The organism is Rhizobium sp. AP16 (assembly GCF_000281735.1).
Taxonomy (GTDB): domain Bacteria; phylum Pseudomonadota; class Alphaproteobacteria; order Rhizobiales; family Rhizobiaceae; genus Rhizobium; species Rhizobium rhizogenes.
The window spans coordinates 29,999-51,064 of sequence record NZ_AJVM01000047.1 but is presented as its reverse complement, the minus strand read 5'-3'; the positions used below and the strand labels follow the sequence as shown (position 1 = coordinate 51,064).

The window sequence follows — 21,066 nt, the reverse complement described above, 5'->3', positions numbered from 1 at the left end:
CACCCCTCTCTCGGGAAGGACATTTTCCAGACAAAATGGGCCGGCCAGTGAGCAAAGTGTTCAAATGGCTAGCCGCAACAAGACAGGCGACCCTTGCGAGCCGCCTGCAAAACCTTCGTCCCCGATAATGTGTGAGACTCAGCTGGCCTTTTCAGGCGGCGGCGCCAGCAGTTCGGCGCAATAGGAGGAGCCGCTGGTGCCGGGCTGGTCGCCGAGGATGCGGACCGAGCGGATGACGTAGCTCTGGGTGGTGACGATATCGGCCTTGCAGCTCAGATAGCGCTTGCCGCCCTTCTTCCCGTCCTTGGTCGCGATGGTGACCGTCTTGTAGCCGCCCCGCCAGGTGTAGACGCGGTTGCCGCTTTCGTCGCGGTCGGAGATCGGAGGGCCGTAGGAGGCGAAGAAGCGCCCGGCCGACTGGCCTTCCCAGCGGTCCTGCACCGGGTTGCTTACAAGCGCCGGGAGAATTGGTGTCGTGGTCGTGCTGGCGCAGCCGGCCAGCGCCAGCAACAGTCCCGCCGCGGTGATCATGCGGATATTCATCGTATCGTCCTTGAGCTTCTGTCTCGCATTCGGTTGCGGAAGCGCCGCTGTCCCACGACATTTCCGCCTGTCCCGCTAAGGGCTTTAGCGCCAAAGCCGGCAAAAGAAAATTCCCATCCGCGTGTACAAGTGGGATTTTGCCGAAAGTGTTGCGTCTTATGCACTTTGCTCGGTTCACCGCCTGTTTTTTCTGCCGATTTTCCAGGCAATTGCCTCTGTAATCTTTTCGTCAAGAAACAAATGGTTTTTTTGAATTTGGTGCTTGTACATCAAAAATGGCTGGTCTATAGAAGCGCCGCTGGTCACGGAGTGTAGCGCAGTCTGGTAGCGCACCACGTTCGGGACGTGGGGGTCGAGTGTTCGAATCACTCCACTCCGACCAGTCTGAACCATTGAAAAGGTTCATTTATTTCCCGAAAATCTGAATTCCTCGATACTTACTTTTTTGACCTACGGACCGATTGCGGACCGTTTGGCTTGCGGACCGGTTAAAATGCGTTCGCTGCTTCGTTCTGAAAATCAGGACTCGCATGCGCGTAGGTCCGCTCGAACTCTTCCGATGTTAGCCCCAGGGACGCTGCTGCCTGCTCGGTATCAATGCCGGCCTGTGCAAGCCACGTAGCGCGCGTATGGCGCAGAACGTGCGGTGTTACGTCATCATCGAAGCCTGCCGCGCCTCGGACCGTCCTGAAGGCTTTGTGAGGCTTAACGATCTTCTCCCCGGCGTAGTGAACCACATAGCGCAAGGTGACCTTACGGCCTTCCGAATCGGTCTTCGTGTCGGCCAGCTTCCAGTATCGCAGAAAGCGGAGCAGGCGAGGCGGGATCTTGACCGGCGTTTTGCGCTTGTTATGCGCCACACGCTCGCCCTCGGCCTTGCGATAGATTACGCCCCGATCGAGGTCTACGTGGCCGCCGTTGACGTTCGGTATCCACTGCAGGTTCAGGATCGCTGATAGGCGCGTGCCGGTGTAGAGGCCGATCATGATCAGCCGGACCAGGTGACCGCACTGCTTCTCATCCCGCGCGGCGCGCAAGAGCTTTGCCACTTCCTTCCTCGTAAGCCACTTTTGGCGAGGCGTTCCCTTCTGGGGTAGGGTGATCTTCGGAACCATGTCGAGCGTATGTTCGGCATGGTAATAGTTCACGGCCGCGCGAAGGACTTCGAGATCGCGACGAGCCCCGCCCTCGTTGCCGCGGTCGTCGGCAAACTCCCGGCACGTCTTCCCACGGATCTCCGAGATCAGCATATCGCCGAAGAAGTCGTTCAGCCGTGCGATCATTGCCTCCGTTTCCTTCGGCCGCGCGGTCTTCGGGCATTTCTCATCGAGGTAGACCAGCAGTACATCACCTATGGAGACTTCAGCGGAACGACTGCTGCGCTCTGGTTGGTATTGGGCTGCGATGTAGTCTGCGAGCTTTGCTTGCGCTGCTGCAACTTCAGCCTCAGGGCATTCTGTGCTGACGCGCTTGCTCCCGTCTTTGATAACCCAGGTCCCGGTGTCTGGCCTGAGCCAGAGCCGGGCTGGTCGTTTCTTCTGAGACATTTCTCTTTCATCCTTTCGATGGCGTTGCGGGTGACGAAGTCCTTCCCGGCGATCTGGAGGATTTCCAGATTGCCTTTGCGCGCCTCCGTTCGGAGAGCGGACTTCGTCAGCCTGCCACGGAAGAAGATGCTGCATGCCTCGGCAAGGGTCACCGGTTCGTCGTCGCCGACCGGATGGGGCGTTTCGGTCGCCATCGCTCAGTTTCCCCCGTTATCCACAGGCGGCTCGCCCAGCAGTGAGCGAAGGAAGAGGACCAAGGACGGCGCGCCATCATCCGAGCGAAAGCAGTTCGTCACGCTATCGAGGGCATTGGTGTCCGCAAGCACGAAGCTGGCTTTCGTCTGGACATCCTCCAGGGTCTTGCACGGGTAATAGAGGATGGCGTCCTCTGCTGCCTCGTATGCATCCCATTCCTTAGAGTTGCTGGCCTTTGTGTCGTCTTCGTCGAACTGAGCCTGCCAGACGCGCTGGGCTTCATGGTATTGAGCAATGAGGTCGGTCAACATCAGTCGACCTCCATCACGTCGATGATAACCTGAGCGACGTTAACCTCGGCTTTGGCGGCGGCGATGATTGCGAGGTAAGCGCAATAATCTTTGCCTCCCCCGTCGAAGGTGGCGCAAGCCATCAACTCCAAAGCGCGGAGATAGCTTTCGGCCGCACCAAGGGCATCTCGGAACCTGTCCTTGCGTTGGGTCATGAGAGCGCTCCTACTTTGCGGCCAATGAAGGTGTTGAGATTGGACTCGATCAGCTGCATTCGTTCGCCTGGGCCTCTCACTTCAAACAGCCGTTCGTCATCGATACGATGATCGAGAAGGCGAACGTTGTATCGCGTAAAGACCCCGTTCCAGTTCGGCTTGCCGCGCTCATACAAACCATCACCTTGATATCGGCCGGTCACCCGAAAGGCCGTGATGATCAGGGCACATCCCCCTGTCTCGCCTTCGGCAAGTCCGGAGACATGCCAACGGCCTATCATCGGTTCGATTTCCTCAGCAGCCTTCTTGAGTTCTGCCAGGTGGAAATCATACCGCTCCTGCGGTGTCATCTTGGTTGCTACCGCTACGAGCGGCGCGGCGCCTACGACCACCGTTGGCGGGATCACGGCGCCGGCGAGCAGGCCGAGCGATTGTCTGCGGGAAAGATTCATTGATCTGCCCCCCGCGCTGCGTCGAGCATCTCCTCAACGACATGGAGTTTCTTGTCGATGATGTCTGCGACGGACGTGATTGCGTTCATGTGGTCGCGGTTGCCAAGACCGTGCGCCGCCATGAAAATTGCCTCGTTGAGGTGCTTGATCTCCGAGAGGATGTTCTGAGCGTCCAAGACAAGGCTTGATGGCCCCGAGAGGCCGGCGGTGGTGCTTGCGGTCATCACGCGTCCTTCCCATGAGCAGCGGCATAGAAATCATTCCGCAGGGATGAGGCTCGCCCCACAAGGTCGTGGCAAGCGAAGCTCAGCATGTCCATCTCATAGGATGAGACAAATTTGAGTTTGTCTCCCATGAAAGGCTTTTCGATCAGATCCTCGAAAAGCAAACTCGAGACGTGAACCATAGCGTAGATGTCGCAAATCTGGGCCTCGAGATCGAGGAGGGCTTTCTCAGCCGCAGATTTTTTATTCACGGGTGCGCCTTCACTTGAAATATCGGGCGCGGGCGTGCTATTCCTGTGATTGCTCATCAGGCAATTCCTTTTGTTTGATGTGGACTTTGCAGAGGCGGGGATTGGTCGCCAAACTCTTTCCCCGTCTGCTGCTATTCTCCGGCTTGAGCCGGCATTTCCCTTTCCGCTCTTTCCATCCGCTCCCTGATACTGCGAACGACTTCGCTGTTCATGGAGCTCCCGAATTTCTCGGATTGCTTTTCGAGGAATCCTTTGATTTCCGGTGGGAGGCGGCAAAGAAGTTTAGCTTCACCTTTCATACATTCATCCTCCAGTAAGATTAATATCGCTTTGATATCATTCTATGTCAATTCCTTATATCGATTCGATATCATTTATTTAATATCGAACTGATATTATAGGGGTTGACCATGGATAGACCGCCGAAGACACCGAATGAAGAGCTGGACAAATTCCTCTTGCGCATGCCCGACGGGTTGCGTGAGCGCATAAAATCTGCGGCCGAACTGAATAACCGCTCGATGAACGGTGAGATCGTAGAGCGTCTCCAGTATACCTTTGAAGAACTTGACGCCGAGCTTGGAGAGCTCCTCGAAAAGATTGCCAGGTTAGAGCGTGAGAATGCTCAGCGTTCTGCGGAAATTCACAACTATGAAAAACGGCTGAGCGGCTGGGACGAGTGGGCGACGCGGCAATTTTCCGATGAAAACACACTCTACGTCCTGTTGGACGCCGATGGTTATCCCCAGTCCTGGGACGAAATAGTGACGCACCTACAGGCAATATCGGAGGCATCAGGCGGGAATATTGAACGCATTGAGGCCGGTATATTCGACGCGCCAAAGGTATCGAATAGCAAGCGGTTCGAGCAGTGGATGAAGCTTCGCGAATATTATAGATCACGAACACACAAACCCAAGTGATATCTGATCCAACGGGTCATCGCAGCTTCTCGTGGCGGGCGTCACACGCATGCGTGCGCGATGGCAGAACCAGCGACCGAAGGAATATCGCGATCGTTTCCGGGGCGCCGTAGTCCTCACGGCAAAGGCATTCAACCAAAGTATCACTGACGCCGCCGCTGCGGCATTGAACGCGACGCCTGCGTCATCAAACTGTGCCTCGTCAACCCGAACGGCATTCAGGTGAGCGTTGATCGCACATGAGACCGATGAGCGGCGCTGTCGATCATGCAGCAATGCGCTGGCAATATCGATGTCAAGTTGAGTGAGGTGCGACGTCATATAGGCTCCATCGATTTGATGGAAAAAATAAAGCATCGCTTGATTTAAATATCAAGAGAAAATTTATGAAAAATTAATCCATACGGAAATATCGACGTTGTTCACGAACAACCCCAATCACGCGCCCCGGCTTTTGTGCATCGAAACGCTTGGTGGTAGAATTCGGGGGACTGGGGATGTTATCCCGGATTTCGAATATCGGTGCTCGATGTTCATCTATACCCATGGGTATATATCTTCCTAATATAACGCGCTCCTCCGTTTCAACCACCACAACATCGTTTTTCTCTGCAGCGCGACCGGTATCGATTATTATGAAATCGCCAGTCATAAAATCTGGTCTTAAATAATCGCTTCTTACTCTCAACGCAAAAACGTCCCCGATTGGCTTCCAGCGCACTTCTAAGAAGTCGTCGGCGACCCACCGAAAGGGGTTTTCATCATCTGTGTCGTCGGGATCGACATTCCCCCATTCGCTCGGGTTCTTCCAATCGACGATCGGAGCTCGAACGGCCACATCCGGCTCTTCCCAAGATACGTGCATGCTTTGAAGGAAATCTTTCGCCGTCATGCCGTCGTCTATTGACACTCCTATGAGCCGCTGGAGATCACGAAGGTTTTTATAATTCGGAATAGTCCTGTTCGTCTCCCATTGGCTAACCGCCTGAACGCTGATTGACATTTTTTCAGCAACATCGGCTTGCGTCATGCTAGCCCGCTTGCGCGCTTCTTTTATCTGCTGACCCAAAGACGGACTTGTCATCGCTTGATTTCTCCAGTGCTGTTGGCAGGATAAAGGCACGCCTGAAGTTTTCAATAAAGCACTACTTGAAAAAGGCGTTAAAATCTGCTTTATTTCGCTTGATTAAATCAAGTGAGATTTCCTTATGTCCCTCAAGAAAGCTTTGAAAGCAGTGGGTGGCCCTTCTCAGCTGGCCGGCCGCATTGGCGTGACCGCTCAAGCTGTTTGCCAGTGGAAGAAGGTGCCGGCAGGCCGCGTGCTCGCTGTCGAGCGAGTCAGCGGCGTCAGTCGATCTGATCTTCGCCCCGATCTTTATCCTCCTGAAATTGACAGGACGCGGACAGGGGGCGTGGCGCTATGAATATCTCCAAACGCGGATGCGCGCTGGCTGCCACGAACGTCGCCAATGATGATCTGCCTTCGCTGGAAGCGCAAAGCGAGGCCTGGTACGCCTACGTTGCTGCCAGAAATCAGGCAGACCTGACGCTGAAGCTTGAGGACGGACGCGCCGCCGCCTTGGCATTCAGGAAATTCTACCAACTGTTCACCGCCGGGGATCTTGTGGATGCCAGACGGTAGCGCTCACCTCAATCTGCCCAACCGCGGCTTCGTGCCGGAGATCGAGCAAGAGATACTCGGGTCTCTGCTGATGGCCGGTAGCGTGACGGCCGTGCTGGGCGTCGTAAAGCCAGAACACTTCGTGGAGCCACTTCACCGGCGGATCTACGAAAACATGCTGCTCGGGCACGAGCGATACAACAGCGCAAGTCTCGGCATAGTTCACAAGCTGTTTCCGGAAGACGAGGCGGCGCAGTGGAACAAGTTGATCGGCCGGCCCCTGTCGGCATATCTGGCCGCTCTCGCCTCGAACACCGTTCACGGCATTGCCGGGTTCAAGAACAGCATCCCGAACCTGCTTTCGCAATCCGCGCGGATCGGTCTGGCGATCGAGGCCGAGAATATTGCGGTCGCGGCAAATGACCCTGGCGTCGATCCGGGCGCACTGATCCGCAACGCGACGCGGGCATTCGACGATATTGCAGCCGCGCTTCGGGGCGGCGGACGGGGAAAGACAAGGTTCTCGATATCCGAAGCTGCCGATACCGCCTTGGACGAGGTCCAGGACGCTATCAACCGTGGAAGTGGTATAACCGGCATCACTTGGGGACTGGCCGACATAAACGCAGCAACCGGTGGCCTTCAGCGCGGCGAGATGGTCGTTCTCGGCGCCAGGCCGTCTATGGGCAAGACTGCCGTCGGCCTGGGGATAGGGATCAAGGCAGCAAGGAGCGGCGCCGGCGTCGGTTTCATATCGCTGGAAATGGGTTCCAATCGCCTTGCCATGCGCGCCCTGACCGATATCGCCTACGATTGGAACCTACGAGTTCCGTACAATGATTTGATCACCGGCAGGGTATCGGAGAAGGATTTCGAGGGCATTGTCGCAGCGAAGCAAAACCTGAACCAACTGCCGCTCTGGATCGAAGAGCAGTCCGGCCTTTCAATCACCGACCTGCGGGTCAAGGTCGAGCGCATGCAGGACGTTGCCGAGCGCGCCGGCAGTAAGATCGATCTCCTGATCGTCGATTACCTGCAGCTCATTGCAGCGTCATCGCGCTACGCTGGGAACCGTGTGTCTGAGGTCAGCGAAATATCCGCCGGCCTGCGCCAGATCGCCCGTGAGAACGATCTGGCTATGGTGGCGCTGTCGCAGCTATCGCGTGGCGTCGAAAGCCGAGAAGACAAGCGGCCAATGCTTTCTGACCTACGCGATTCCGGCTCGATCGAGCAAGACGCTGACACGGTCGCGTTCATCTATCGCGAAGCCTACTACCTCGAAAAGGCCAAAGGCAAAGACGAGGAGTCCGAGTTCGAGCGGTCGGAGCGCCTGGTCGAATGCCAAAACAAGCTTGAATTCATCATCGCCAAGCAGCGCAACGGGCCGGTCAAGACCGTCGATCTGTTCATTGACATAGCCTGCTCGGCTGTCCGCAACGCGGCGAGGTCGTTCTGATGCGAGCTGACTACGTGCCGGATTATCGTCACTGCCTGCTGCCTTACGTGCAGTGGTTTCAGGACGACTTCCTCGGCGGGATTCGGGGGATGAAGGCTCAGGAGATCGGGATTTACACTGTCCTGTTGAACGAGATGTATAACCGGGGCGTGGCCCTGGACCAATCCGAGGAGCGCCTGGCGCGCATGTGCGGTGCCGATATTCGAGTGTTCAAAAAGGTCTTGAATGACCTCTTGGAGGAAGGAAAAATCGTTCGGCTCGACTGCGGGCTTTGGAATGTTCGCTGCGAAAATGCGTTCACTTCCCGCGCAGAAATGCTGAAGAAGCAATCAGAGGCCGGAAAAACATCAGCGAAAAAACGTAGGAAAAACAGCGGTGAAGTTGAACATCCGTTGGACGGGCGTTCAACCGACGTTCAACCAATCTCAGAAGCTCAGATATTAATAGAAGAACCTAACGGTTCTTTGTCCGAAACCAGTTCGGACGAGAAGCCGAAATCGAAGAAAAGATTTTCTTATCCAGAGCAGTTCGAGACCTTCTGGAAGGCATACCCGACACACAAGGGCATGGGCAAAAAAGAAGCCCACGACGCTTGGAAGAAGCTCTGCTTGGATGATCGAGCAGCATGCCTCGCGGCGATCCCCGGCTACAGGTCCCTGCTCAAGGAAAAACCAAACCTCGAAGTTCAGCACGCCTGCCGCTTCATCTCGAAGCGTCGGTTCGAAAGCTTCGCGCCTGCGGAGCCGCAAGCGTTGAAGATGGTCGGCGAGGAGGATTGGCGCAAGCGGCTTGGCTACGGTCGCCGCGAATCGAAGTGGCTGACCGCCCAGTGGGGGCCAGCGCCGGGACTTCCGGGCTGCATGGTTCCCGCCAACCTTCTTGAGCCCAACGATGGCGTCGACTGGCGCGATAGGGAGTTAGCAGCATGACGATCAGGGAACGGCAAGAGCGAGAATCACATGACCGCGAAAATCCTTGGCGGCCAATGAATACGGCGCCTCGCGGGACCGGCCTCATCTGCGATCTGCTCTTTGACGACATGATGGGCCACTTCGCAGCCGATGGGCTTCAGTTCTTCCTCGACGCAAACGGCGACTGGTTCCAGATCGACCCACCGAGGAGGGCACCAACACCGATCAACTGGCGGCCGTCCTACGTGTGCATGTCACTGGAACGCCGCGGCATTGTTAAGATGGGGGCAAAGTATGCCAAAAATTCGTAAGACCCGAGTGAAAGCCCCGACTGCCAAGCCGCGTGTGCCTGGCTGCATGGTGTTGCCGGAGGACAGCCACCTGCGAATTCACAACCGCGCCAGCCTTCGCGCCCAGCCAGATCGGCGTCCAGCGCCGCGGGTGGCGTCGTCCAAGACCAAGGTGCCACGCACGGAAATCGAGGAGCGATTGATGCGCGCCATGAAGACGCTGCGTGCCGTTCCCGATCGCGAGCGCCGCTTCTTCATTATCAAGTCGTCGTCGCCGGACTACGTGCGGGAATACCTCGACGCCTACGATCCAGACGATGACGCGCAGCCTCGCTTCCAGCCAACGCCGGCCGACGTCTCTGACTACCTGACGGCGTTGTCGTGGGTGAGGCACCTAGACAGGTCCGCTTGGCGCATCCTCTGGTGGCGTTCCTACGACGTGTCGTTCGGCCTAATCGGCAAGCAGATCGGTCGCAGCGACGAGACCGCCAGGAAGCGCTTCGAGACTGCAATCACCGATGCTTGGATCGCAGCTAACACGTAGATTTTCCCAGAAACTTTGGGGATGCTGGTGAAATTCACTAAAAAATGCTTGGCAAATTTGGCATTATCGGCCATCTTCCGTGCAAGAATTGGTGATTTGCGCTTTTGGCGCTCACCGCAACAGAGGGTCGCTTTCGAGCGGCCTTTTTTCGTTTCAGCAAGCGGGGCAAACGGTAAGCCGCTGGGTAAATCGATAACGGCCCGTACGGGCCGCGCAGATCCGATCTCCATGTCATGAGATATACGTGGCTTGTGTTAGATCCTGTCCAGGCAGTTGAATTGATCAAACCACTCACTGAAATCGTCCCAACCCGTGCCGCCCGGCGAAAGATGTCGCCGTGCCATCCCTATATTGCGGCAGACGCATTGCTGCGCATGTCGGTAGGCATCATCAAGCTCTCTATCATTCGGATTGTTGTCGATTGCATCTTGGTAGGTTTGGATGCAATACCTTTTTATACGGTCGATAAAAGGTCCGTTGAAATTCTTGATGCTGATGTATTGCTCGGCGATCCGAGTTATATCTTCTTGCGTCACTCCGGGCATCGGCACTCTTCGCCCGGCATCGATCTCGGCCATATAAGCGGACGCCAGTTCATTCGGCTCTGGAGTTTTTCCGAGTCTTTTCTCTATTGCATCTGCGATAGTAATAATCGCGGCCACGAGGCCCAAGAAACTTACAGGGTCCACGTTTTATCCTCCATCCAGACAGCAAGTTCAGATTGCACCAAGTAAAACTTGCTGTCGAGGGAAATAAGGACCTATTCGGAAGACCAACGTCCTACGCGGCCCAGTGGTCGCCTGTAGCAATTCGCGCAAGCGCTGGAACCCCTCAGATCAGGCATAGCCTGTAGGCCGGAAACGGCAATCATGAGCCAGGGGCGCGATCATTCCGGGCAGATTCGCCTACTGTTTCTTCTGAAACAGTTTGTATGTGCTTATTGGTCCATCGTCTGTAAACGCATAGTCAGCATGCTCAACGATACCATTGTTGTCATCTACCCAACGGTCAAATGTCCCCTGGCTTTCTGGACTGAGGTGAGCGATGAATATTTCCTTGTGGCCATAAGCCAACTTGCTCGCGGCGACTTTGGACCGAGCATCGTCGTCATTTTCGGCAAAAAGAGTAATTGGATTACTTCTCGTTCCGTTAGTTCTAACGATTTTCGCGACGTAGAATCTTGTCATCATGTTCCCCAAGGTTAGCCCATGCCAGTCCTGAAAAACGTGCGGCACGAGAAGTTGACGTAATTTTATCAGCATAGGCGGTGTCAGGCGATGCCCCGGTAGACCCGTATAGACTCGTTATTCTTGTTGTGATTGTATTATCCTCGGGGCTGTGTCGTGGGGGATAATATGCACAAGCTGGGGTTGGCGCTCATCGGTTTGATAATAGGATTCTGTGTGCAGACCGCGTCGGCCGCGGATCTTTATTTGCTATGCAATGTCACAGTATCCAAGGGCGATGGTAGTCAGGTAAGCTACAAACTTCGCTACGAACTCACATGGGACACGCGCACCGTCCGTATTCATGAGAACGATGGGAGTGGGTGGTACTTCGTCGGGACGCGGACACGTGTCGTTGCGAATGATGATGAGATCATTCTCCAGGACAGCGTTACAGCGCGGTACGCGATCAATCGCGGGAGCGGTCAGATAACAGGTAGAAGAAAAAGCGACGGCACAACGATGTTGAGAGGTTCGTGCGAAAGATCGAGCATTGAACAGAACAAGTTCTGATGTCGAGATGGGGCGGTGCGACCGATACCCATTCCTCCCAAGAGGAAAATGACGGCGATGAATACGCCTGGCTAAGCCGAACCGTCATCCACGGTTGTTATACCAAACAACCGCTTTACTATAACTCGGCCAAGCCAGATTATAGTTTCAGGACCGATCGGCATAACTGTTGGTCGGGCTTCTCACTTTGGAGAGTGTCGTGTCTTTTGGGGTATTCCCAACGACGAAGCCATGGCGTTTTCGAGGTATTTCGAATAACGCTTCCGGCTCTCTTCGAGACTTTGCAAGCCGTTCAACAATTGCTTTTCGCCGGCCTCGTCGGTGATTCCAAAGCGGCGATGCATGTCAAGGAGCATCTTGTCCTCCTCAATGAGCTGGTCAATTTCGCCCATCATCTTTTTCATCTTTTCTATGTAGCGATGCAGGTCACCCGTCACTTCTGATCTCCTGATGGAAGAGATATTATTTGGCTGTCCCATTTCGTTCGACAATCATTTGAGCTGAGATCCTTATAGTCTCTTCAACATCAAACGGAAGGCCACCAGGAATCGCACCGGCTTTGAATAGCCTGACGAGGGCCCACGTCGCCGCGTTATGATGGATCGGTCTAAAAGCTACCCTCCCTTGCTCAAGATCCTCATACGATCTAAGAGGCAGCCCCATCGCCTCGGCAAATTGAGGCATCGTCAGATGTGCGCCGGTTCGAAGATGTTTAAGTTTGGCAGCATCCAGGATTTCTTCGGTCATTGAGATGGCCTCCAAAGTTTGCTATATCGTCTGGGAACCGGAAGGGTGGCTAGACCCCTCCGGCCCCCGGTTACCGGGCTACGGAGATTGTCAGTCTCCACTTGCCGATCCGGACTTGGAGTGTGAGCTTAACGCCCATTTGGACCTCCTAGTCCTGCCGAAGCGGGATTGCTTCGGCAAGATTATTGTCCCACGAAAATCGTGGTAGCGCAAGAAAAACCACGATTTTCGTGGTAAATAGTTGAGCCGCCCGACTTGTCATCGGGCGGCTTTTAAATTTCGGTAGATTGTCGTCATGGCAGCCACGATTTGCGCAGCGTGCGCTATGAGCGGCCAGTAATCGGTAAGATGTTGGAGCATGAGCAGCGCCTCCTTTCTGGATGTTTATCCATATAGGAAGGCGTTTCCCGTCCATGCTGGCTCAGCTCTTACAGGCTATATGTCTCTACTGCCAAGCCACTCCGGACTGGTCACATTATGACAGCGCCAAGTGGGTCAGCCGGTCAGTCCCTCGGCTCGATGGCTTCATCCAGGGAATGGGCAATCTCCAAAACCTTCAAACTGACTTCCTTCCGGACCCCAGGCTGCTTCCTACCGTTGTTAACATTCATGTTCGCGAGGGAGGCATATATTTTGGGGCCGCTGAGCAGGATATTATCGTACAAGACTGAGACTGCAGCGCGTAGAGCACTGATTTCTAACTCAACTTCAGACAATGCAGCTTTGACCGCTGTTGCATCCAGGGTATCGCCGCGTTCAATTTTGGCGAGAATTTCCCTTAGTTCTTTCATTTCAAGGTCCCCTTTAGTTCTAGCGTCCATGTCTCAGCGTAATGCACGGCATGAGAGTGGCTGAACTTCGAACGACAATCAATGCAATTCCAACCAGCCGATCAGAAGGCAGGGGACAATGACAGGCAGACCGACCAAGTTCACCATCAAGACATCTGACATAATCTGCGATCGCATTGCGAATGGAGAAAGCCTCCGCTCCATCTGCCTCGATGAAGCGTTGCCCGCTAAGTCGACGGTGTTTGCGTGGCTGACACAGCACGAGGCATTCCGGACCAAGTACGCGCTCGCGCGCGAGGCCCAGGCCGACGTCCTCGTCGACGAGATGATCGATATTGCCGACGACGGCAGCAACGACTGGATGGAGAAGAAGAACGCCGACGGCGAGCTTATCGGCTGGCAGGAAAACGGCGAAGCTTTGCGGCGTTCTCAGTTACGCATCTCGACGCGCCAGTGGATCGCCGAGAAGATGCGGCCGAAGAAATACGGCGCCAAGGTCGAGGTTGAGCATGGCGTCACGAACGGCGTAGCTGATCTACTGGAAGCGTTGAATGGCAAGACCCGCGGCCTTCCGAACAGCACTTGACCAGTTCTCGGACTGGCGCTGGCGTCTCAACAACCTCTATCACATCGTCGGGAAAGATGGGGTACGCGTCCGCTTTCAGATGAATTGGGCTCAGGAAGCCCTTTTCGACGATATGCATTACATGAACGCCATCCTGAAGGCTCGCCAGCTCGGGTTTACGACGTTCATCCAGATCTTCATGCTCGACGCCTGCGTGTTCAACCGAGATATCCGCGCCGGCACGATCGCCCACACGCTCGGCGATGCTCAGGTTATTTTCCGCGATAAGGTGAAATACCCTTACGATAATCTGCCAGAGCAGCTCCGGAGCGCGGTTTCGATCGTGCAGTCCAATTCTACAGAGTTGCTGCTGTCGAATAATAGTTCGATCCGCGTCGGAACGTCGCTTCGGTCTGGCACGCTGCAATATCTCCATATTTCCGAATATGGGAAGATCTGCGCCAAGTATCCGCAGAAGGCTCGAGAGATTAGAACGGGCGCGCTCAATACCGTCCAGGCTGGACAGATCGTCTTCACGGAAAGTACGGCTGAAGGGCAGGACGGCGACTTTTACGACACATGCCAGGCTGCGCAGGTAAAGGCGCGCATGGGCACGAAGCTCACGCCGATCGACTGGAAATTCCATTTTTATCCGTGGTGGAAATCACCGGATTACGAGATCGACCCTGGAGGCGTCGTCATCCCCGAGGAACTATCGAAATATTTCGAGAAGCTTGCCGAAAACAGCGGCGTCCATCTCAATGACAGGCAAAAGGCCTGGTACGTCAAAAAGGCTGAGAGCCAAAAGGGAGACATGAAGCGGGAATACCCGTCGACGCCGGCCGAGGCATTCGAGGCCAGTGTTGAGGGCGCCTATTACGCGGAGCAGATGGCGAAAGCCGAGCTTCAGCAGCGGATAGGGCTTTTCCCGCATGTTCCTAATTACCCGGTCCATTCCATCAGCGATATCGGGATGGATGACGCCAACACGACGTGGCTGTTTCAGATCGTTCCCGGCCGGGTTCGGCTGATTGGCTACTTCGAAATCGTCGGCGGCGGCATGGATGCCCAGATCGACGAGCTGGAGCGCCGCTCAAAAGAGCATGGATACGTCTACGGCACCCATTACATGCCGCACGATATCAAGGTGCGGGAATGGACGCGCGGCGGCCTTACTCGCATCCAGATCATGCTTGCCGAGATCAAAAAGCGGAACCTCGGAACCGTCGAAAAGGTAGAGCGCGCTTACATCGAGGATCAAATCAACGGTACGCGCCGGCTGCTCGATTCCTGCGAGTTTGATGAAGCCGCGACCTCTGACGGTCTGAAGTGCCTTCGAAACTACCGCAAAGAGTGGGATGAGGATCTGTCGACATGGAAACCCCATCCCCGCCACGATTGGGCATCGCACGGCGCCAGCGCATTAGCCGGTCTTGCGTCGTTCTATCGTGACTTGCCTGTCGAGCCGGTTAAGCCTGCAGCCCCTGTCAATCTCAGCGATATGACCTTTGCCGACGCCATCAAGATGACGCCTTCCCGCAGAGAAAGAGTGTGATGTCCGAACTCGACCCGAACGACGAGAGCGATGCCGGCGAGTATGATCTCGCAAAGCTTGGCCCCAAGTGGAAGGGTGAGCTTGAGCGCGCGTCTCGTTATTTCGAAAAATGGCGTAATCGCTGCGAGAAGATCGAGAAAATCTATCTTGCTCAGAATACGTCGGAGAATTCTGCCAACCGCTCGTTTCCGATGCTGTGGGCCAATATCTCGACGCTTCAGCCTGCGGTCTATGCTCGCGTGCCGTCGCCAGCCGTCGAGCGTCGTTTCAAAGACCCGGATCCCATCGGCCGCGTTGCCTCTGAAATGCTCGAGCGCATTCTCTCCTACCAGATGGAGAAGGGCGATCTCGATTCCTTGATGAAGCAGGATCGCGACGATTTCCTGCTATTCGCTCGCGCAACGTGCTGGATTCGGTACGAGGCTGATATCGAGCCGCAGGATCTCGGCACAGAGACGAGCGAGACGCCGCAACAGGAACAGCAGGAAACCGCGCAGGAACAGCCGGAAGAGAAAATCACGGCAGAGCGCATCGCTATCGATTACGTGCACTGGTCGGACTTCTTGCACACGCCGGCTCGGCGCTGGGGTGATGTGACGTGGGTGGCACGCCGCGTTCCAATGGACAAAGACGAGATCAAGGAACGCTTTGGCGACGAAGCCTATGAGCGCCTGGCTTCGGAGGTCATCGACACCAAGAAGGGCAAGAACGATACAGAGCGCGCCCAGAATGCCGGGAAAACCGGTATCTGGGAAATCTGGTGCAAATCCGAGAATTATACCGTCTGGATAGCAGATGGATCATCGCAGGCACTGGAAGTATCCGAGCCGCCGCTTGATCTCGAAGACTTCTGGCCTTGCCCGCGCCCTGCCTACGGCACGACATCGACGGGCAGTCTCATCCCGGTTCCGGATTACGTCTATTATCAGGGCCAGGTCGAAGAAATCGACAGTCTGACCAAGCGCATCAACAAGCTGACCGATCAGCTTCGCCTTGTCGGCTTTTATCCGGCCGGCGACGGGGACGTGTCCAGCGCGATCGAGCGTGCGCTTGACCCGACCAACGACACGGCCATGATACCAATCCCGGCATGGGCGGCATTTACCGACAAGGGCGGTTCAAACGCCATCGTCTGGTTGCCGGTCGAGCAGGTCCAGAAGGTCATGGTTGCCTGTATTGAAGCCCGAAAGCAGCTTATCGAGGACGTTTACCAGATCACCGGCATATCGGATATTGTCCGCGGCGATACCGATCCGAACGAGACAAAGGGCGCCCAGGTTATAAAGAGCCAGTGGGGATCGATCCGGATTCGAGACAGACAGGGCGAACTTGCTCGTTTTGCCCGCGATGTCACGCGGATCTCAGGCGAAATCATCTGCAACCTTTTCCAGCCCCAGACGCTGATGCTCATGAGTGGGATAAATCTCCTCACCAATGAGCAGAAGCAGCAGGCGCAAATGCAGCAGCAGCAATACCAGCTGATTGCGCAGCGAGCGCAGGAGATCGGCCAGCAGCCGCCTCCACCACCGCAAGGGCCAGATCCAAACATGATGCAGCAGCCATCGATCGATGACGTGGTGCGGCTTCTGCGTGACGACAACGTGCGCGGGTTCAGGATCGATATCGAGACGGATTCGACGATCGAGCCGGACGAAAATGCCGAAAAGCAAAACCGCATGCAATTTGCCGAGGTGATCGGCGGATTTATCCAGCAGGCCGGCCCAGTCGCGCAGCAGATGCCAAGCCTCGTGCCCGTCATGGGTGAGGTGCTGTTGTTCGTCGCGCGTGGATTCCGCACCGGTCGCCAGCTCGAAAACTCGCTTGAGCAGGCAATCGGCGCGGTTTCACAGCAGGTCATGGCGCCCAAGCCGCCGCCGCAGCCGTCGCCAGATGAGCAGATGAAGCTCCAGACGACACAGGTCAAGGCAGAGGCAGAGCAGAAGAAGGCGCAGCTTAGCGTCGTGCAGGCGGGTCTTGAACACCAACAGGCGATGACCGAGATGCAGCGTCAGCAGCATATGGCCGATAAGCAGCACGCGCAGGAAATGCAGCGCACCGCCTTCCAGCATCAGCAAGCCATGGAACAGGCCGCGCAGCCGTCACAGGGACCGCAGCAATGAGCCCTGTCGTCGCAAAGGCCGGCGATTCAGTCACGACAGAAAAAGGTGAGGTCATCTGCTACGTGAAGAATGACCTGCTTCTTCATCATGTGATCCAGTCCGGCGATTTCCATGAATTTGCCGCCGGTAATCAGCCGTGGGTGGCAGGCCAGCAATATGACCGGAGATGCTTCCGTATGTTGCCGGGTTCTGGGCGTCTTCAGATTTGTATCAATGGAGAATGGCGCCCATGAAACAGCGTTATTGTCGCGTCTGTGGTGGCTGGCACGAGCTTGATGCATGGCCGCATAATTGCTTGCCTGAGCGTATCATGAGCGCTTCCGATCTGCCGGCGCCGCGTTTCGTCAGTGATGGGATCGAGATCCGCTCGATGCATGACGGGCAGATGTACACGTCGAAATCAAAGCTGCGCTCCGAATACCGCGCTCATGGCGTGGAAGAGATCGGCAACGAAAAGCCGAGACCAGTCGAAAAGCCGAAGGCCGATCGAAAGGCGATCCGCGAAACCCTGCGGACCACCTACGCCGAATATAACTCCTGACCGGGCGTCAGCCCCCGAATAAGGAAATCCCAATGTCAGATCTGAATAACGGCGCCGTCATCGACGGTGGCGAAGAAATCGTTGCAACCGAACCGCTGAGCATCCGCGATAGCCTAAAGGCCGCGATGACCGGGGAGGAGGCTCCTGACCAGGCTTCGCAGGACCGAGCGCGGGATGAAGCCGGTCGCTTCGCGGCAAAGACGCCGGAAGTTCAGGCGCAGCCAGTCGCCGCACCGGCTGCCAGGGCGCCAGAGCAGCAGCCGGTCGCACCAGTGGTGCCGGTTACGGCTGCCACGCCGGACACCGCGCAGCCGACGCCGGAAGGACCTAAGCCTCCTCCGGGCTGGTCTGCTGATGCAAAGGCATCCTTCGGCACGCTGCCGCCCCATGTGCAGGAGGCAATCAGCAAGCGCGAGCAGGAGGTCGACAATGGCTTCAAGGTTCTGCAGGACTACAAAGGCCTCGAACAGTTCACGCCGTACGTGAAAGCCGCCGGCACGACATTTGCGGACTCGATGAAGCGTGCCCTCGATTGGGAAGCCTCATTGCAGCGCGATCCGGTCAACACCGTCATACATGTGGCGAAAATCGCCGGCGTTGATCTTGTCCGCCTGGCAGCACAAATGCAGCAGTCGCCGCAACAGCAACCCCCCCAGACGCAGCAGGCCCCGGCGCCGCGCGTTAACGTCGAACAGACAGTCGAACAAGTTTTGCGGAAACGAGATGTTGAAACTCAGCTCAACGCCTTTCTTTCCGACCCCGCCAACGTGCATGCCGAAGCCCTCATTGACGACATGGCCGCCCTAATCAGCACGGGCCGTGCCAAGGATCTCAAGGAAGCTTACGACACCGCATGTTGGATGCGTCCGGACATTCGGTCTCAGCTCATCAACCAAGCTGCACCGCAACCGGCTCCTGCAACACCCAAGGCAAACCCGGCAGATCAAGCACGGCGCGCCGCGAAATCCATCACAGGCTCTTCCGCTCCTGGCCCCAGTAAGGACGCCGGCGCCGTTCAGCCATCCTCAATTCGCGACTCTCTGAAACAGGCTTTCAGCACACAGGGAAATCGCGCCTGATCTAAGGTGATCGAACATGGCAATCTCTCCGAACCTTTCGGAAATCGTCACGACCACCCTGCGGAATCGTTCCGGGGTGATCGCCGACAACGTGACAAAAAACAATGGCCTGCTTGCCAAGCTGCGTGCGCGCGGCAAGGTGAAGCCGGTTTCCGGTGGCCGTACCATCGTGCAGGAACTGCAATATCAGGAAAACAGCACTTTCAAGCGCTATTCCGGGTATGACCTGCTCAACATCCAGCCTTCGGACGTCATCACGGCGGCCGAATACGACTACAAGCAGGCAGCCGTTGCGGTCTCGATCTCGGGACTGGAACAGCTTCAGAACTCCGGCGAAGATGCTGTCCTCGATCTGCTCGAAGGCCGTATCGAAAATGCCGAGACGACGCTGACCAACAACATCGCTCTCGACTGCTATTCCGATGGCACCGCAGACGGTGGGCGTCAGATCGGCGGCCTGCAGCTCCTGGTCTCGACGGCTCCGACTTCGGGCACCGTCGGCGGTATCAGCCGAGCTACTTGGGCTTTCTGGCGCAACCAGAAATTCTCCGGTACTTCGGATGGCGGCGCGGCCACGTCGACCACCAACATCCAGTCCTACATGAACCGTCTTTATCTGTCCTGCTCGCGCGGCGCAGACAAGCCGGACCTCATCGTCGCCGACAACAACTATTTCCGGCTCTACTGGGAATCGTTGCAGGCGATCCAGCGCATCACCTCGTCCGACAATGGCATGGCGGGCTTCAATACCCTCCAATACATGGGCTCGGATGTGGTCTTCGACGGTGGTTTCGGCGGCGGTGCGCCGGCAAACCAGATGTATTTCGTCAACTCGAAGTACCTCTTCTTCCGTCCCCACCGCGACCGCAACTTCGACCCGATCGGCGATGATCGCATGACCCCCAACCAGGACGCGACCATTCGCCTCTGGGGCTGGGCTGGCAACATGACGATGAACAACGCCTTCCTCCAGGGCGTTTTGACCGCCTAAGTCGACGAGAAAGGAATAGCATATGTCTATCGCAACGATTCAAACCGAGCGGTTCGGCGCAAATCCGTTTGTCGTCGAAGGCCCGATCGTAGCTGGTTCCGGTATTCTCGGTCCTCAGTTCGCCCTTGGTACCCTTTGCTGGGGGCCGAGCGAAGCCGAATGGGTTTATTGCAAGCTCACCCTCGGCTCGACGACCACGCTGCAGCCCGGAATGTGGTTCCAGTGGGACAAGGACTATAACGCCACGCTGTTGACCACGGCAGCCGCCGTTATCGGTTATGGCGCTGGTGTCTTCTCGGGTGCCATGCAGGCTCCGACGATCTCCGGCGGCCCCGTCGGTACCGTTACCCTCGCGGCAGGTGTCTATTACATCTGGGTACAGCGGGCAGGGCAGGCACCCTCTCTCACAAGCACTGTTACGGCGGCACTCGTTATCGCCGAAACAACGACCACGGCAGGGCAGGCAAATGCGCCGGCCTCGGCCACGGTCGGGACGAAGCAGATCACCCCTGTTTCGTTCCAGGCTGCGAACTTCACGTTCACGGCAACCACCGTCAACGGGTCCAACGTCTTGACCCTCCTCGGCGGCGCTTCGAACCTCTCCGGGCCATTCCTTGGCGCATCTGTCGCAGGCACCGGTATTCCCGGCTCGACGACGATCACCGGTATTACCTACACACCGGCCGGCACTGTCCAGAGCCTGACTCTGAACAACAACGCCACGGCGAACGGTACGGCGATCACCATCACCGCAACCGGCGTCGTCGAGGCACGCCTGATGTGGCCGTACATCGCCAAGACCAACTAAGCGGCACCGCAGGAAAATTCACCCAGCAACGTCTAGAGGCCCTTTGGGGCCTCTTTTTTCACCCGCCATCAACAGCGAGATAGACCATGGAAAACGCAGGAATTTACGCACAGTTCAGCATCGAAGCAGTCAACCAGCCGTTCAAGTCGACGGAAGCCGGTCGTCCGATCTTCGAGGATCGCGAATTTGTCCGGATCGTCGTTGCCGGCGACAAGAATTCGGAAGTCTATCGTGAGGCAACCGAATATGACAAGAAGCGGTTTCACGAGGTTTACGATCGGTTCAAGAATGGCATGAAGGGCCGCGAGCAGATCACCGGCACGCCGCTATCACAGTGGCCGATCCTGCGCCCAAGCCAGATCAAGGAGCTTGAGGCTATCGAGATCTACACGGTCGAAGGTCTCGCCAATCTGTCCGACACGATGAAGCAGAATTTGGGCATGGGCGCGCACGAACTCGTCGCTCAGGCAAAGGCTTATCTCGACGCTGCGAAGGATGGAGCCGCTGGTGCCAAGCTTGCCGCTGAGAATTCAGCATTGCGCGATGATATCGCCGACCTGAAGCGGCAGCTTTCCGAAATCAACGATCGCTTCGCCAATGAAGAACGGCGCGGTCCCGGCCGGCCTCCGAAGGCCGCCAAAGAAAACTCCCTTGAACTTTAAGATCGA

31 protein-coding genes and 1 tRNA gene are annotated in these 21,066 nt (G+C 56.4%); 18 read left to right on the top strand and 14 right to left on the bottom strand.

Annotation, left to right across the window (positions count from 1 at the left end; genetic code table 11):
* Window positions 1-138: 138 nt before the first annotated feature.
* The gene (locus PMI03_RS15915; RefSeq protein ID WP_007694990.1) at window positions 139-543 is read right to left on the bottom strand and encodes a hypothetical protein; all 405 of its coding nucleotides are present in this window, start codon (window positions 541-543) and stop codon (window positions 139-141) included.
* A 305-nt stretch (window positions 544-848) separates the two neighbouring features.
* Here PMI03_RS15915 and PMI03_RS15910 point away from each other — a divergent pair.
* A tRNA-Pro gene (locus PMI03_RS15910) sits at window positions 849-925 on the top strand.
* Window positions 926-1,031: 106 nt separating this feature from the next.
* Here PMI03_RS15910 and PMI03_RS15905 read toward each other — a convergent pair.
* From PMI03_RS15905 to PMI03_RS32035, 8 genes are all read right to left on the bottom strand, one after another.
* On the bottom strand, window positions 1,032-1,826 hold the full coding sequence (locus PMI03_RS15905; RefSeq protein ID WP_007694989.1) for a site-specific integrase: 795 nt from the start codon (window positions 1,824-1,826) through the stop codon (window positions 1,032-1,034).
* Window positions 1,827-1,894: 68 nt separating this feature from the next.
* On the bottom strand, window positions 1,895-2,284 hold the full coding sequence (locus tag PMI03_RS15900; RefSeq protein ID WP_007694988.1) for a hypothetical protein: 390 nt from the start codon (window positions 2,282-2,284) through the stop codon (window positions 1,895-1,897).
* 3 nt (window positions 2,285-2,287) lie between these two features.
* A complete protein-coding gene (locus PMI03_RS15895; protein ID WP_007694986.1) occupies window positions 2,288-2,596 on the bottom strand; it encodes a hypothetical protein in 309 nt (102 codons plus the stop codon).
* Entirely contained in the window at window positions 2,596-2,790 is a 195-nt protein-coding gene (locus tag PMI03_RS15890; protein ID WP_007694985.1) for a hypothetical protein, read from the bottom strand. Before PMI03_RS15890 ends, PMI03_RS15895 begins: the two co-directional genes overlap by 1 nt.
* Window positions 2,787-3,242 carry a hypothetical protein gene (locus tag PMI03_RS15885; protein WP_007694984.1) on the bottom strand — a complete coding sequence of 152 codons (456 nt, stop codon included), beginning with the start codon at window positions 3,240-3,242 and terminating at the stop codon, window positions 2,787-2,789. The genes PMI03_RS15890 and PMI03_RS15885 overlap by 4 nt, the downstream gene beginning before the upstream one ends.
* Window positions 3,239-3,469, bottom strand: coding sequence for a hypothetical protein (locus PMI03_RS15880; protein ID WP_309574389.1), 231 nt, complete (start codon window positions 3,467-3,469; stop codon window positions 3,239-3,241). Before PMI03_RS15880 ends, PMI03_RS15885 begins: the two co-directional genes overlap by 4 nt.
* On the bottom strand, window positions 3,466-3,774 hold the full coding sequence (locus PMI03_RS15875; protein ID WP_007694980.1) for a hypothetical protein: 309 nt from the start codon (window positions 3,772-3,774) through the stop codon (window positions 3,466-3,468). Before PMI03_RS15875 ends, PMI03_RS15880 begins: the two co-directional genes overlap by 4 nt.
* Before the next feature lie 74 nt (window positions 3,775-3,848).
* Complete coding sequence (locus PMI03_RS32035; RefSeq protein WP_007694978.1) at window positions 3,849-4,016, bottom strand: Arc family DNA-binding protein; 168 nt, start codon at window positions 4,014-4,016, stop codon at window positions 3,849-3,851.
* Between the two features lie 111 nt (window positions 4,017-4,127).
* On the opposite strand from PMI03_RS32035, the gene PMI03_RS30740 reads away from it, so the two are divergent.
* A complete protein-coding gene (locus tag PMI03_RS30740; RefSeq protein WP_007694976.1) occupies window positions 4,128-4,640 on the top strand; it encodes an Arc family DNA-binding protein in 513 nt (170 codons plus the stop codon).
* 394 nt (window positions 4,641-5,034) lie between these two features.
* Here the strand turns inward: PMI03_RS30740 and PMI03_RS15860 are convergent, their stop codons facing one another.
* Window positions 5,035-5,724 carry a helix-turn-helix transcriptional regulator gene (locus tag PMI03_RS15860; protein ID WP_007694975.1) on the bottom strand — a complete coding sequence of 230 codons (690 nt, stop codon included), beginning with the start codon at window positions 5,722-5,724 and terminating at the stop codon, window positions 5,035-5,037.
* 124 nt (window positions 5,725-5,848) lie between these two features.
* On the opposite strand from PMI03_RS15860, the gene PMI03_RS31075 reads away from it, so the two are divergent.
* Genes PMI03_RS31075 through PMI03_RS15835 form a run of 6 tightly spaced genes read left to right on the top strand, consistent with a single transcriptional unit; the run spans window position 5,849 to window position 9,462 of the window.
* Window positions 5,849-6,064: a Cro/CI family transcriptional regulator gene (locus PMI03_RS31075; protein WP_081500817.1), complete on the top strand. Its 216-nt coding sequence runs from the start codon at window positions 5,849-5,851 to the stop codon at window positions 6,062-6,064.
* Complete coding sequence (locus tag PMI03_RS15855; RefSeq protein WP_007694973.1) at window positions 6,061-6,282, top strand: hypothetical protein; 222 nt, start codon at window positions 6,061-6,063, stop codon at window positions 6,280-6,282. Before PMI03_RS31075 ends, PMI03_RS15855 begins: the two co-directional genes overlap by 4 nt.
* Window positions 6,269-7,717: a DnaB-like helicase C-terminal domain-containing protein gene (locus PMI03_RS15850; protein ID WP_007694971.1), complete on the top strand. Its 1,449-nt coding sequence runs from the start codon at window positions 6,269-6,271 to the stop codon at window positions 7,715-7,717. Before PMI03_RS15855 ends, PMI03_RS15850 begins: the two co-directional genes overlap by 14 nt.
* Window positions 7,717-8,646: a DUF1376 domain-containing protein gene (locus PMI03_RS30735; RefSeq protein WP_007694969.1), complete on the top strand. Its 930-nt coding sequence runs from the start codon at window positions 7,717-7,719 to the stop codon at window positions 8,644-8,646. Before PMI03_RS15850 ends, PMI03_RS30735 begins: the two co-directional genes overlap by 1 nt.
* On the top strand, window positions 8,643-8,939 hold the full coding sequence (locus PMI03_RS15840; RefSeq protein WP_007694967.1) for a hypothetical protein: 297 nt from the start codon (window positions 8,643-8,645) through the stop codon (window positions 8,937-8,939). Before PMI03_RS30735 ends, PMI03_RS15840 begins: the two co-directional genes overlap by 4 nt.
* Window positions 8,923-9,462, top strand: coding sequence for a DUF6362 family protein (locus tag PMI03_RS15835; protein ID WP_309574388.1), 540 nt, complete (start codon window positions 8,923-8,925; stop codon window positions 9,460-9,462). The genes PMI03_RS15840 and PMI03_RS15835 overlap by 17 nt, the downstream gene beginning before the upstream one ends.
* Before the next feature lie 254 nt (window positions 9,463-9,716).
* Here PMI03_RS15835 and PMI03_RS15830 read toward each other — a convergent pair whose 3' ends face one another.
* Window positions 9,717-10,151, bottom strand: coding sequence for a hypothetical protein (locus PMI03_RS15830; protein ID WP_007694964.1), 435 nt, complete (start codon window positions 10,149-10,151; stop codon window positions 9,717-9,719).
* A gap of 180 nt (window positions 10,152-10,331) precedes the next feature.
* On the opposite strand from PMI03_RS15830, the gene PMI03_RS31755 reads away from it, so the two are divergent.
* Window positions 10,332-10,667 (top strand): hypothetical protein, encoded by a 336-nt coding sequence (locus PMI03_RS31755; RefSeq protein WP_007694963.1) that lies wholly within the window; start codon window positions 10,332-10,334, stop codon window positions 10,665-10,667.
* 716 nt (window positions 10,668-11,383) lie between these two features.
* Here the strand turns inward: PMI03_RS31755 and PMI03_RS15815 are convergent.
* From PMI03_RS15815 to PMI03_RS15805, 3 genes are all read right to left on the bottom strand, one after another.
* Window positions 11,384-11,638, bottom strand: coding sequence for a hypothetical protein (locus PMI03_RS15815; protein WP_007694961.1), 255 nt, complete (start codon window positions 11,636-11,638; stop codon window positions 11,384-11,386).
* A 25-nt stretch (window positions 11,639-11,663) separates the two neighbouring features.
* The gene (locus tag PMI03_RS15810; RefSeq protein ID WP_007694960.1) at window positions 11,664-11,948 is read right to left on the bottom strand and encodes a DNA-binding transcriptional regulator; all 285 of its coding nucleotides are present in this window, start codon (window positions 11,946-11,948) and stop codon (window positions 11,664-11,666) included.
* A 503-nt stretch (window positions 11,949-12,451) separates the two neighbouring features.
* Window positions 12,452-12,739, bottom strand: coding sequence for a hypothetical protein (locus PMI03_RS15805; protein ID WP_007694959.1), 288 nt, complete (start codon window positions 12,737-12,739; stop codon window positions 12,452-12,454).
* Between the two features lie 118 nt (window positions 12,740-12,857).
* On the opposite strand from PMI03_RS15805, the gene PMI03_RS15800 reads away from it, so the two are divergent.
* From PMI03_RS15800 to PMI03_RS15760, 9 genes are all read left to right on the top strand, one after another.
* Window positions 12,858-13,325, top strand: a complete 468-nt coding sequence (locus tag PMI03_RS15800; RefSeq protein ID WP_007694958.1) for a hypothetical protein — start codon at window positions 12,858-12,860, stop codon at window positions 13,323-13,325.
* Window positions 13,291-14,859, top strand: a complete 1,569-nt coding sequence (locus tag PMI03_RS15795; protein WP_007694957.1) for a hypothetical protein — start codon at window positions 13,291-13,293, stop codon at window positions 14,857-14,859. The genes PMI03_RS15800 and PMI03_RS15795 overlap by 35 nt, the downstream gene beginning before the upstream one ends.
* Complete coding sequence (locus PMI03_RS15790; protein ID WP_007694955.1) at window positions 14,859-16,979, top strand: hypothetical protein; 2,121 nt, start codon at window positions 14,859-14,861, stop codon at window positions 16,977-16,979. Before PMI03_RS15795 ends, PMI03_RS15790 begins: the two co-directional genes overlap by 1 nt.
* On the top strand, window positions 16,976-17,212 hold the full coding sequence (locus tag PMI03_RS15785) for a hypothetical protein (RefSeq protein WP_007694954.1): 237 nt from the start codon (window positions 16,976-16,978) through the stop codon (window positions 17,210-17,212). The genes PMI03_RS15790 and PMI03_RS15785 overlap by 4 nt, the downstream gene beginning before the upstream one ends.
* Complete coding sequence (locus PMI03_RS15780) at window positions 17,209-17,520, top strand: hypothetical protein (RefSeq protein WP_007694953.1); 312 nt, start codon at window positions 17,209-17,211, stop codon at window positions 17,518-17,520. The genes PMI03_RS15785 and PMI03_RS15780 overlap by 4 nt, the downstream gene beginning before the upstream one ends.
* A 32-nt stretch (window positions 17,521-17,552) precedes the next feature.
* Window positions 17,553-18,599: a hypothetical protein gene (locus tag PMI03_RS15775; RefSeq protein WP_007694952.1), complete on the top strand. Its 1,047-nt coding sequence runs from the start codon at window positions 17,553-17,555 to the stop codon at window positions 18,597-18,599.
* 16 nt (window positions 18,600-18,615) lie between these two features.
* Window positions 18,616-19,590, top strand: coding sequence for a phage major capsid protein (locus PMI03_RS15770; RefSeq protein WP_007694951.1), 975 nt, complete (start codon window positions 18,616-18,618; stop codon window positions 19,588-19,590).
* A 22-nt stretch (window positions 19,591-19,612) separates the two neighbouring features.
* The gene (locus PMI03_RS15765) at window positions 19,613-20,398 is read left to right on the top strand and encodes a hypothetical protein (RefSeq protein ID WP_007694950.1); all 786 of its coding nucleotides are present in this window, start codon (window positions 19,613-19,615) and stop codon (window positions 20,396-20,398) included.
* A gap of 86 nt (window positions 20,399-20,484) precedes the next feature.
* Window positions 20,485-21,060 carry a hypothetical protein gene (locus PMI03_RS15760; RefSeq protein ID WP_007694948.1) on the top strand — a complete coding sequence of 192 codons (576 nt, stop codon included), beginning with the start codon at window positions 20,485-20,487 and terminating at the stop codon, window positions 21,058-21,060.
* Window positions 21,061-21,066 lie beyond the last annotated feature (6 nt).

Coding starts and splice junctions, on each gene's coding strand:
- PMI03_RS15915 (WP_007694990.1), bottom strand. CDS start 543: ATGAATATCCGCATGATCACCGCGGCGGGACTGTTGCTGGCGCTGGCC.
- PMI03_RS15905 (WP_007694989.1), bottom strand. CDS start 1,826: ATGATCGCACGGCTGAACGACTTCTTCGGCGATATGCTGATCTCGGAG.
- PMI03_RS15900 (WP_007694988.1), bottom strand. CDS start 2,284: ATGGCGACCGAAACGCCCCATCCGGTCGGCGACGACGAACCGGTGACC.
- PMI03_RS15895 (WP_007694986.1), bottom strand. CDS start 2,596: ATGTTGACCGACCTCATTGCTCAATACCATGAAGCCCAGCGCGTCTGG.
- PMI03_RS15890 (WP_007694985.1), bottom strand. CDS start 2,790: ATGACCCAACGCAAGGACAGGTTCCGAGATGCCCTTGGTGCGGCCGAA.
- PMI03_RS15885 (WP_007694984.1), bottom strand. CDS start 3,242: ATGAATCTTTCCCGCAGACAATCGCTCGGCCTGCTCGCCGGCGCCGTG.
- PMI03_RS15875 (WP_007694980.1), bottom strand. CDS start 3,774: ATGAGCAATCACAGGAATAGCACGCCCGCGCCCGATATTTCAAGTGAA.
- PMI03_RS32035 (WP_007694978.1), bottom strand. CDS start 4,016: ATGAAAGGTGAAGCTAAACTTCTTTGCCGCCTCCCACCGGAAATCAAA.
- PMI03_RS30740 (WP_007694976.1), top strand. CDS start 4,128: ATGGATAGACCGCCGAAGACACCGAATGAAGAGCTGGACAAATTCCTC.
- PMI03_RS15860 (WP_007694975.1), bottom strand. CDS start 5,724: ATGACAAGTCCGTCTTTGGGTCAGCAGATAAAAGAAGCGCGCAAGCGG.
- PMI03_RS31075 (WP_081500817.1), top strand. CDS start 5,849: ATGTCCCTCAAGAAAGCTTTGAAAGCAGTGGGTGGCCCTTCTCAGCTG.
- PMI03_RS15855 (WP_007694973.1), top strand. CDS start 6,061: ATGAATATCTCCAAACGCGGATGCGCGCTGGCTGCCACGAACGTCGCC.
- PMI03_RS15850 (WP_007694971.1), top strand. CDS start 6,269: ATGCCAGACGGTAGCGCTCACCTCAATCTGCCCAACCGCGGCTTCGTG.
- PMI03_RS30735 (WP_007694969.1), top strand. CDS start 7,717: ATGCGAGCTGACTACGTGCCGGATTATCGTCACTGCCTGCTGCCTTAC.
- PMI03_RS15840 (WP_007694967.1), top strand. CDS start 8,643: ATGACGATCAGGGAACGGCAAGAGCGAGAATCACATGACCGCGAAAAT.
- PMI03_RS15835 (WP_309574388.1), top strand. CDS start 8,923: ATGCCAAAAATTCGTAAGACCCGAGTGAAAGCCCCGACTGCCAAGCCG.
- PMI03_RS31755 (WP_007694963.1), top strand. CDS start 10,332: ATGAGCCAGGGGCGCGATCATTCCGGGCAGATTCGCCTACTGTTTCTT.
- PMI03_RS15810 (WP_007694960.1), bottom strand. CDS start 11,948: ATGACCGAAGAAATCCTGGATGCTGCCAAACTTAAACATCTTCGAACC.
- PMI03_RS15805 (WP_007694959.1), bottom strand. CDS start 12,739: ATGAAAGAACTAAGGGAAATTCTCGCCAAAATTGAACGCGGCGATACC.
- PMI03_RS15800 (WP_007694958.1), top strand. CDS start 12,858: ATGACAGGCAGACCGACCAAGTTCACCATCAAGACATCTGACATAATC.
- PMI03_RS15795 (WP_007694957.1), top strand. CDS start 13,291: ATGGCAAGACCCGCGGCCTTCCGAACAGCACTTGACCAGTTCTCGGAC.
- PMI03_RS15790 (WP_007694955.1), top strand. CDS start 14,859: ATGTCCGAACTCGACCCGAACGACGAGAGCGATGCCGGCGAGTATGAT.
- PMI03_RS15785 (WP_007694954.1), top strand. CDS start 16,976: ATGAGCCCTGTCGTCGCAAAGGCCGGCGATTCAGTCACGACAGAAAAA.
- PMI03_RS15780 (WP_007694953.1), top strand. CDS start 17,209: ATGAAACAGCGTTATTGTCGCGTCTGTGGTGGCTGGCACGAGCTTGAT.
- PMI03_RS15775 (WP_007694952.1), top strand. CDS start 17,553: ATGTCAGATCTGAATAACGGCGCCGTCATCGACGGTGGCGAAGAAATC.
- PMI03_RS15770 (WP_007694951.1), top strand. CDS start 18,616: ATGGCAATCTCTCCGAACCTTTCGGAAATCGTCACGACCACCCTGCGG.
- PMI03_RS15765 (WP_007694950.1), top strand. CDS start 19,613: ATGTCTATCGCAACGATTCAAACCGAGCGGTTCGGCGCAAATCCGTTT.
- PMI03_RS15760 (WP_007694948.1), top strand. CDS start 20,485: ATGGAAAACGCAGGAATTTACGCACAGTTCAGCATCGAAGCAGTCAAC.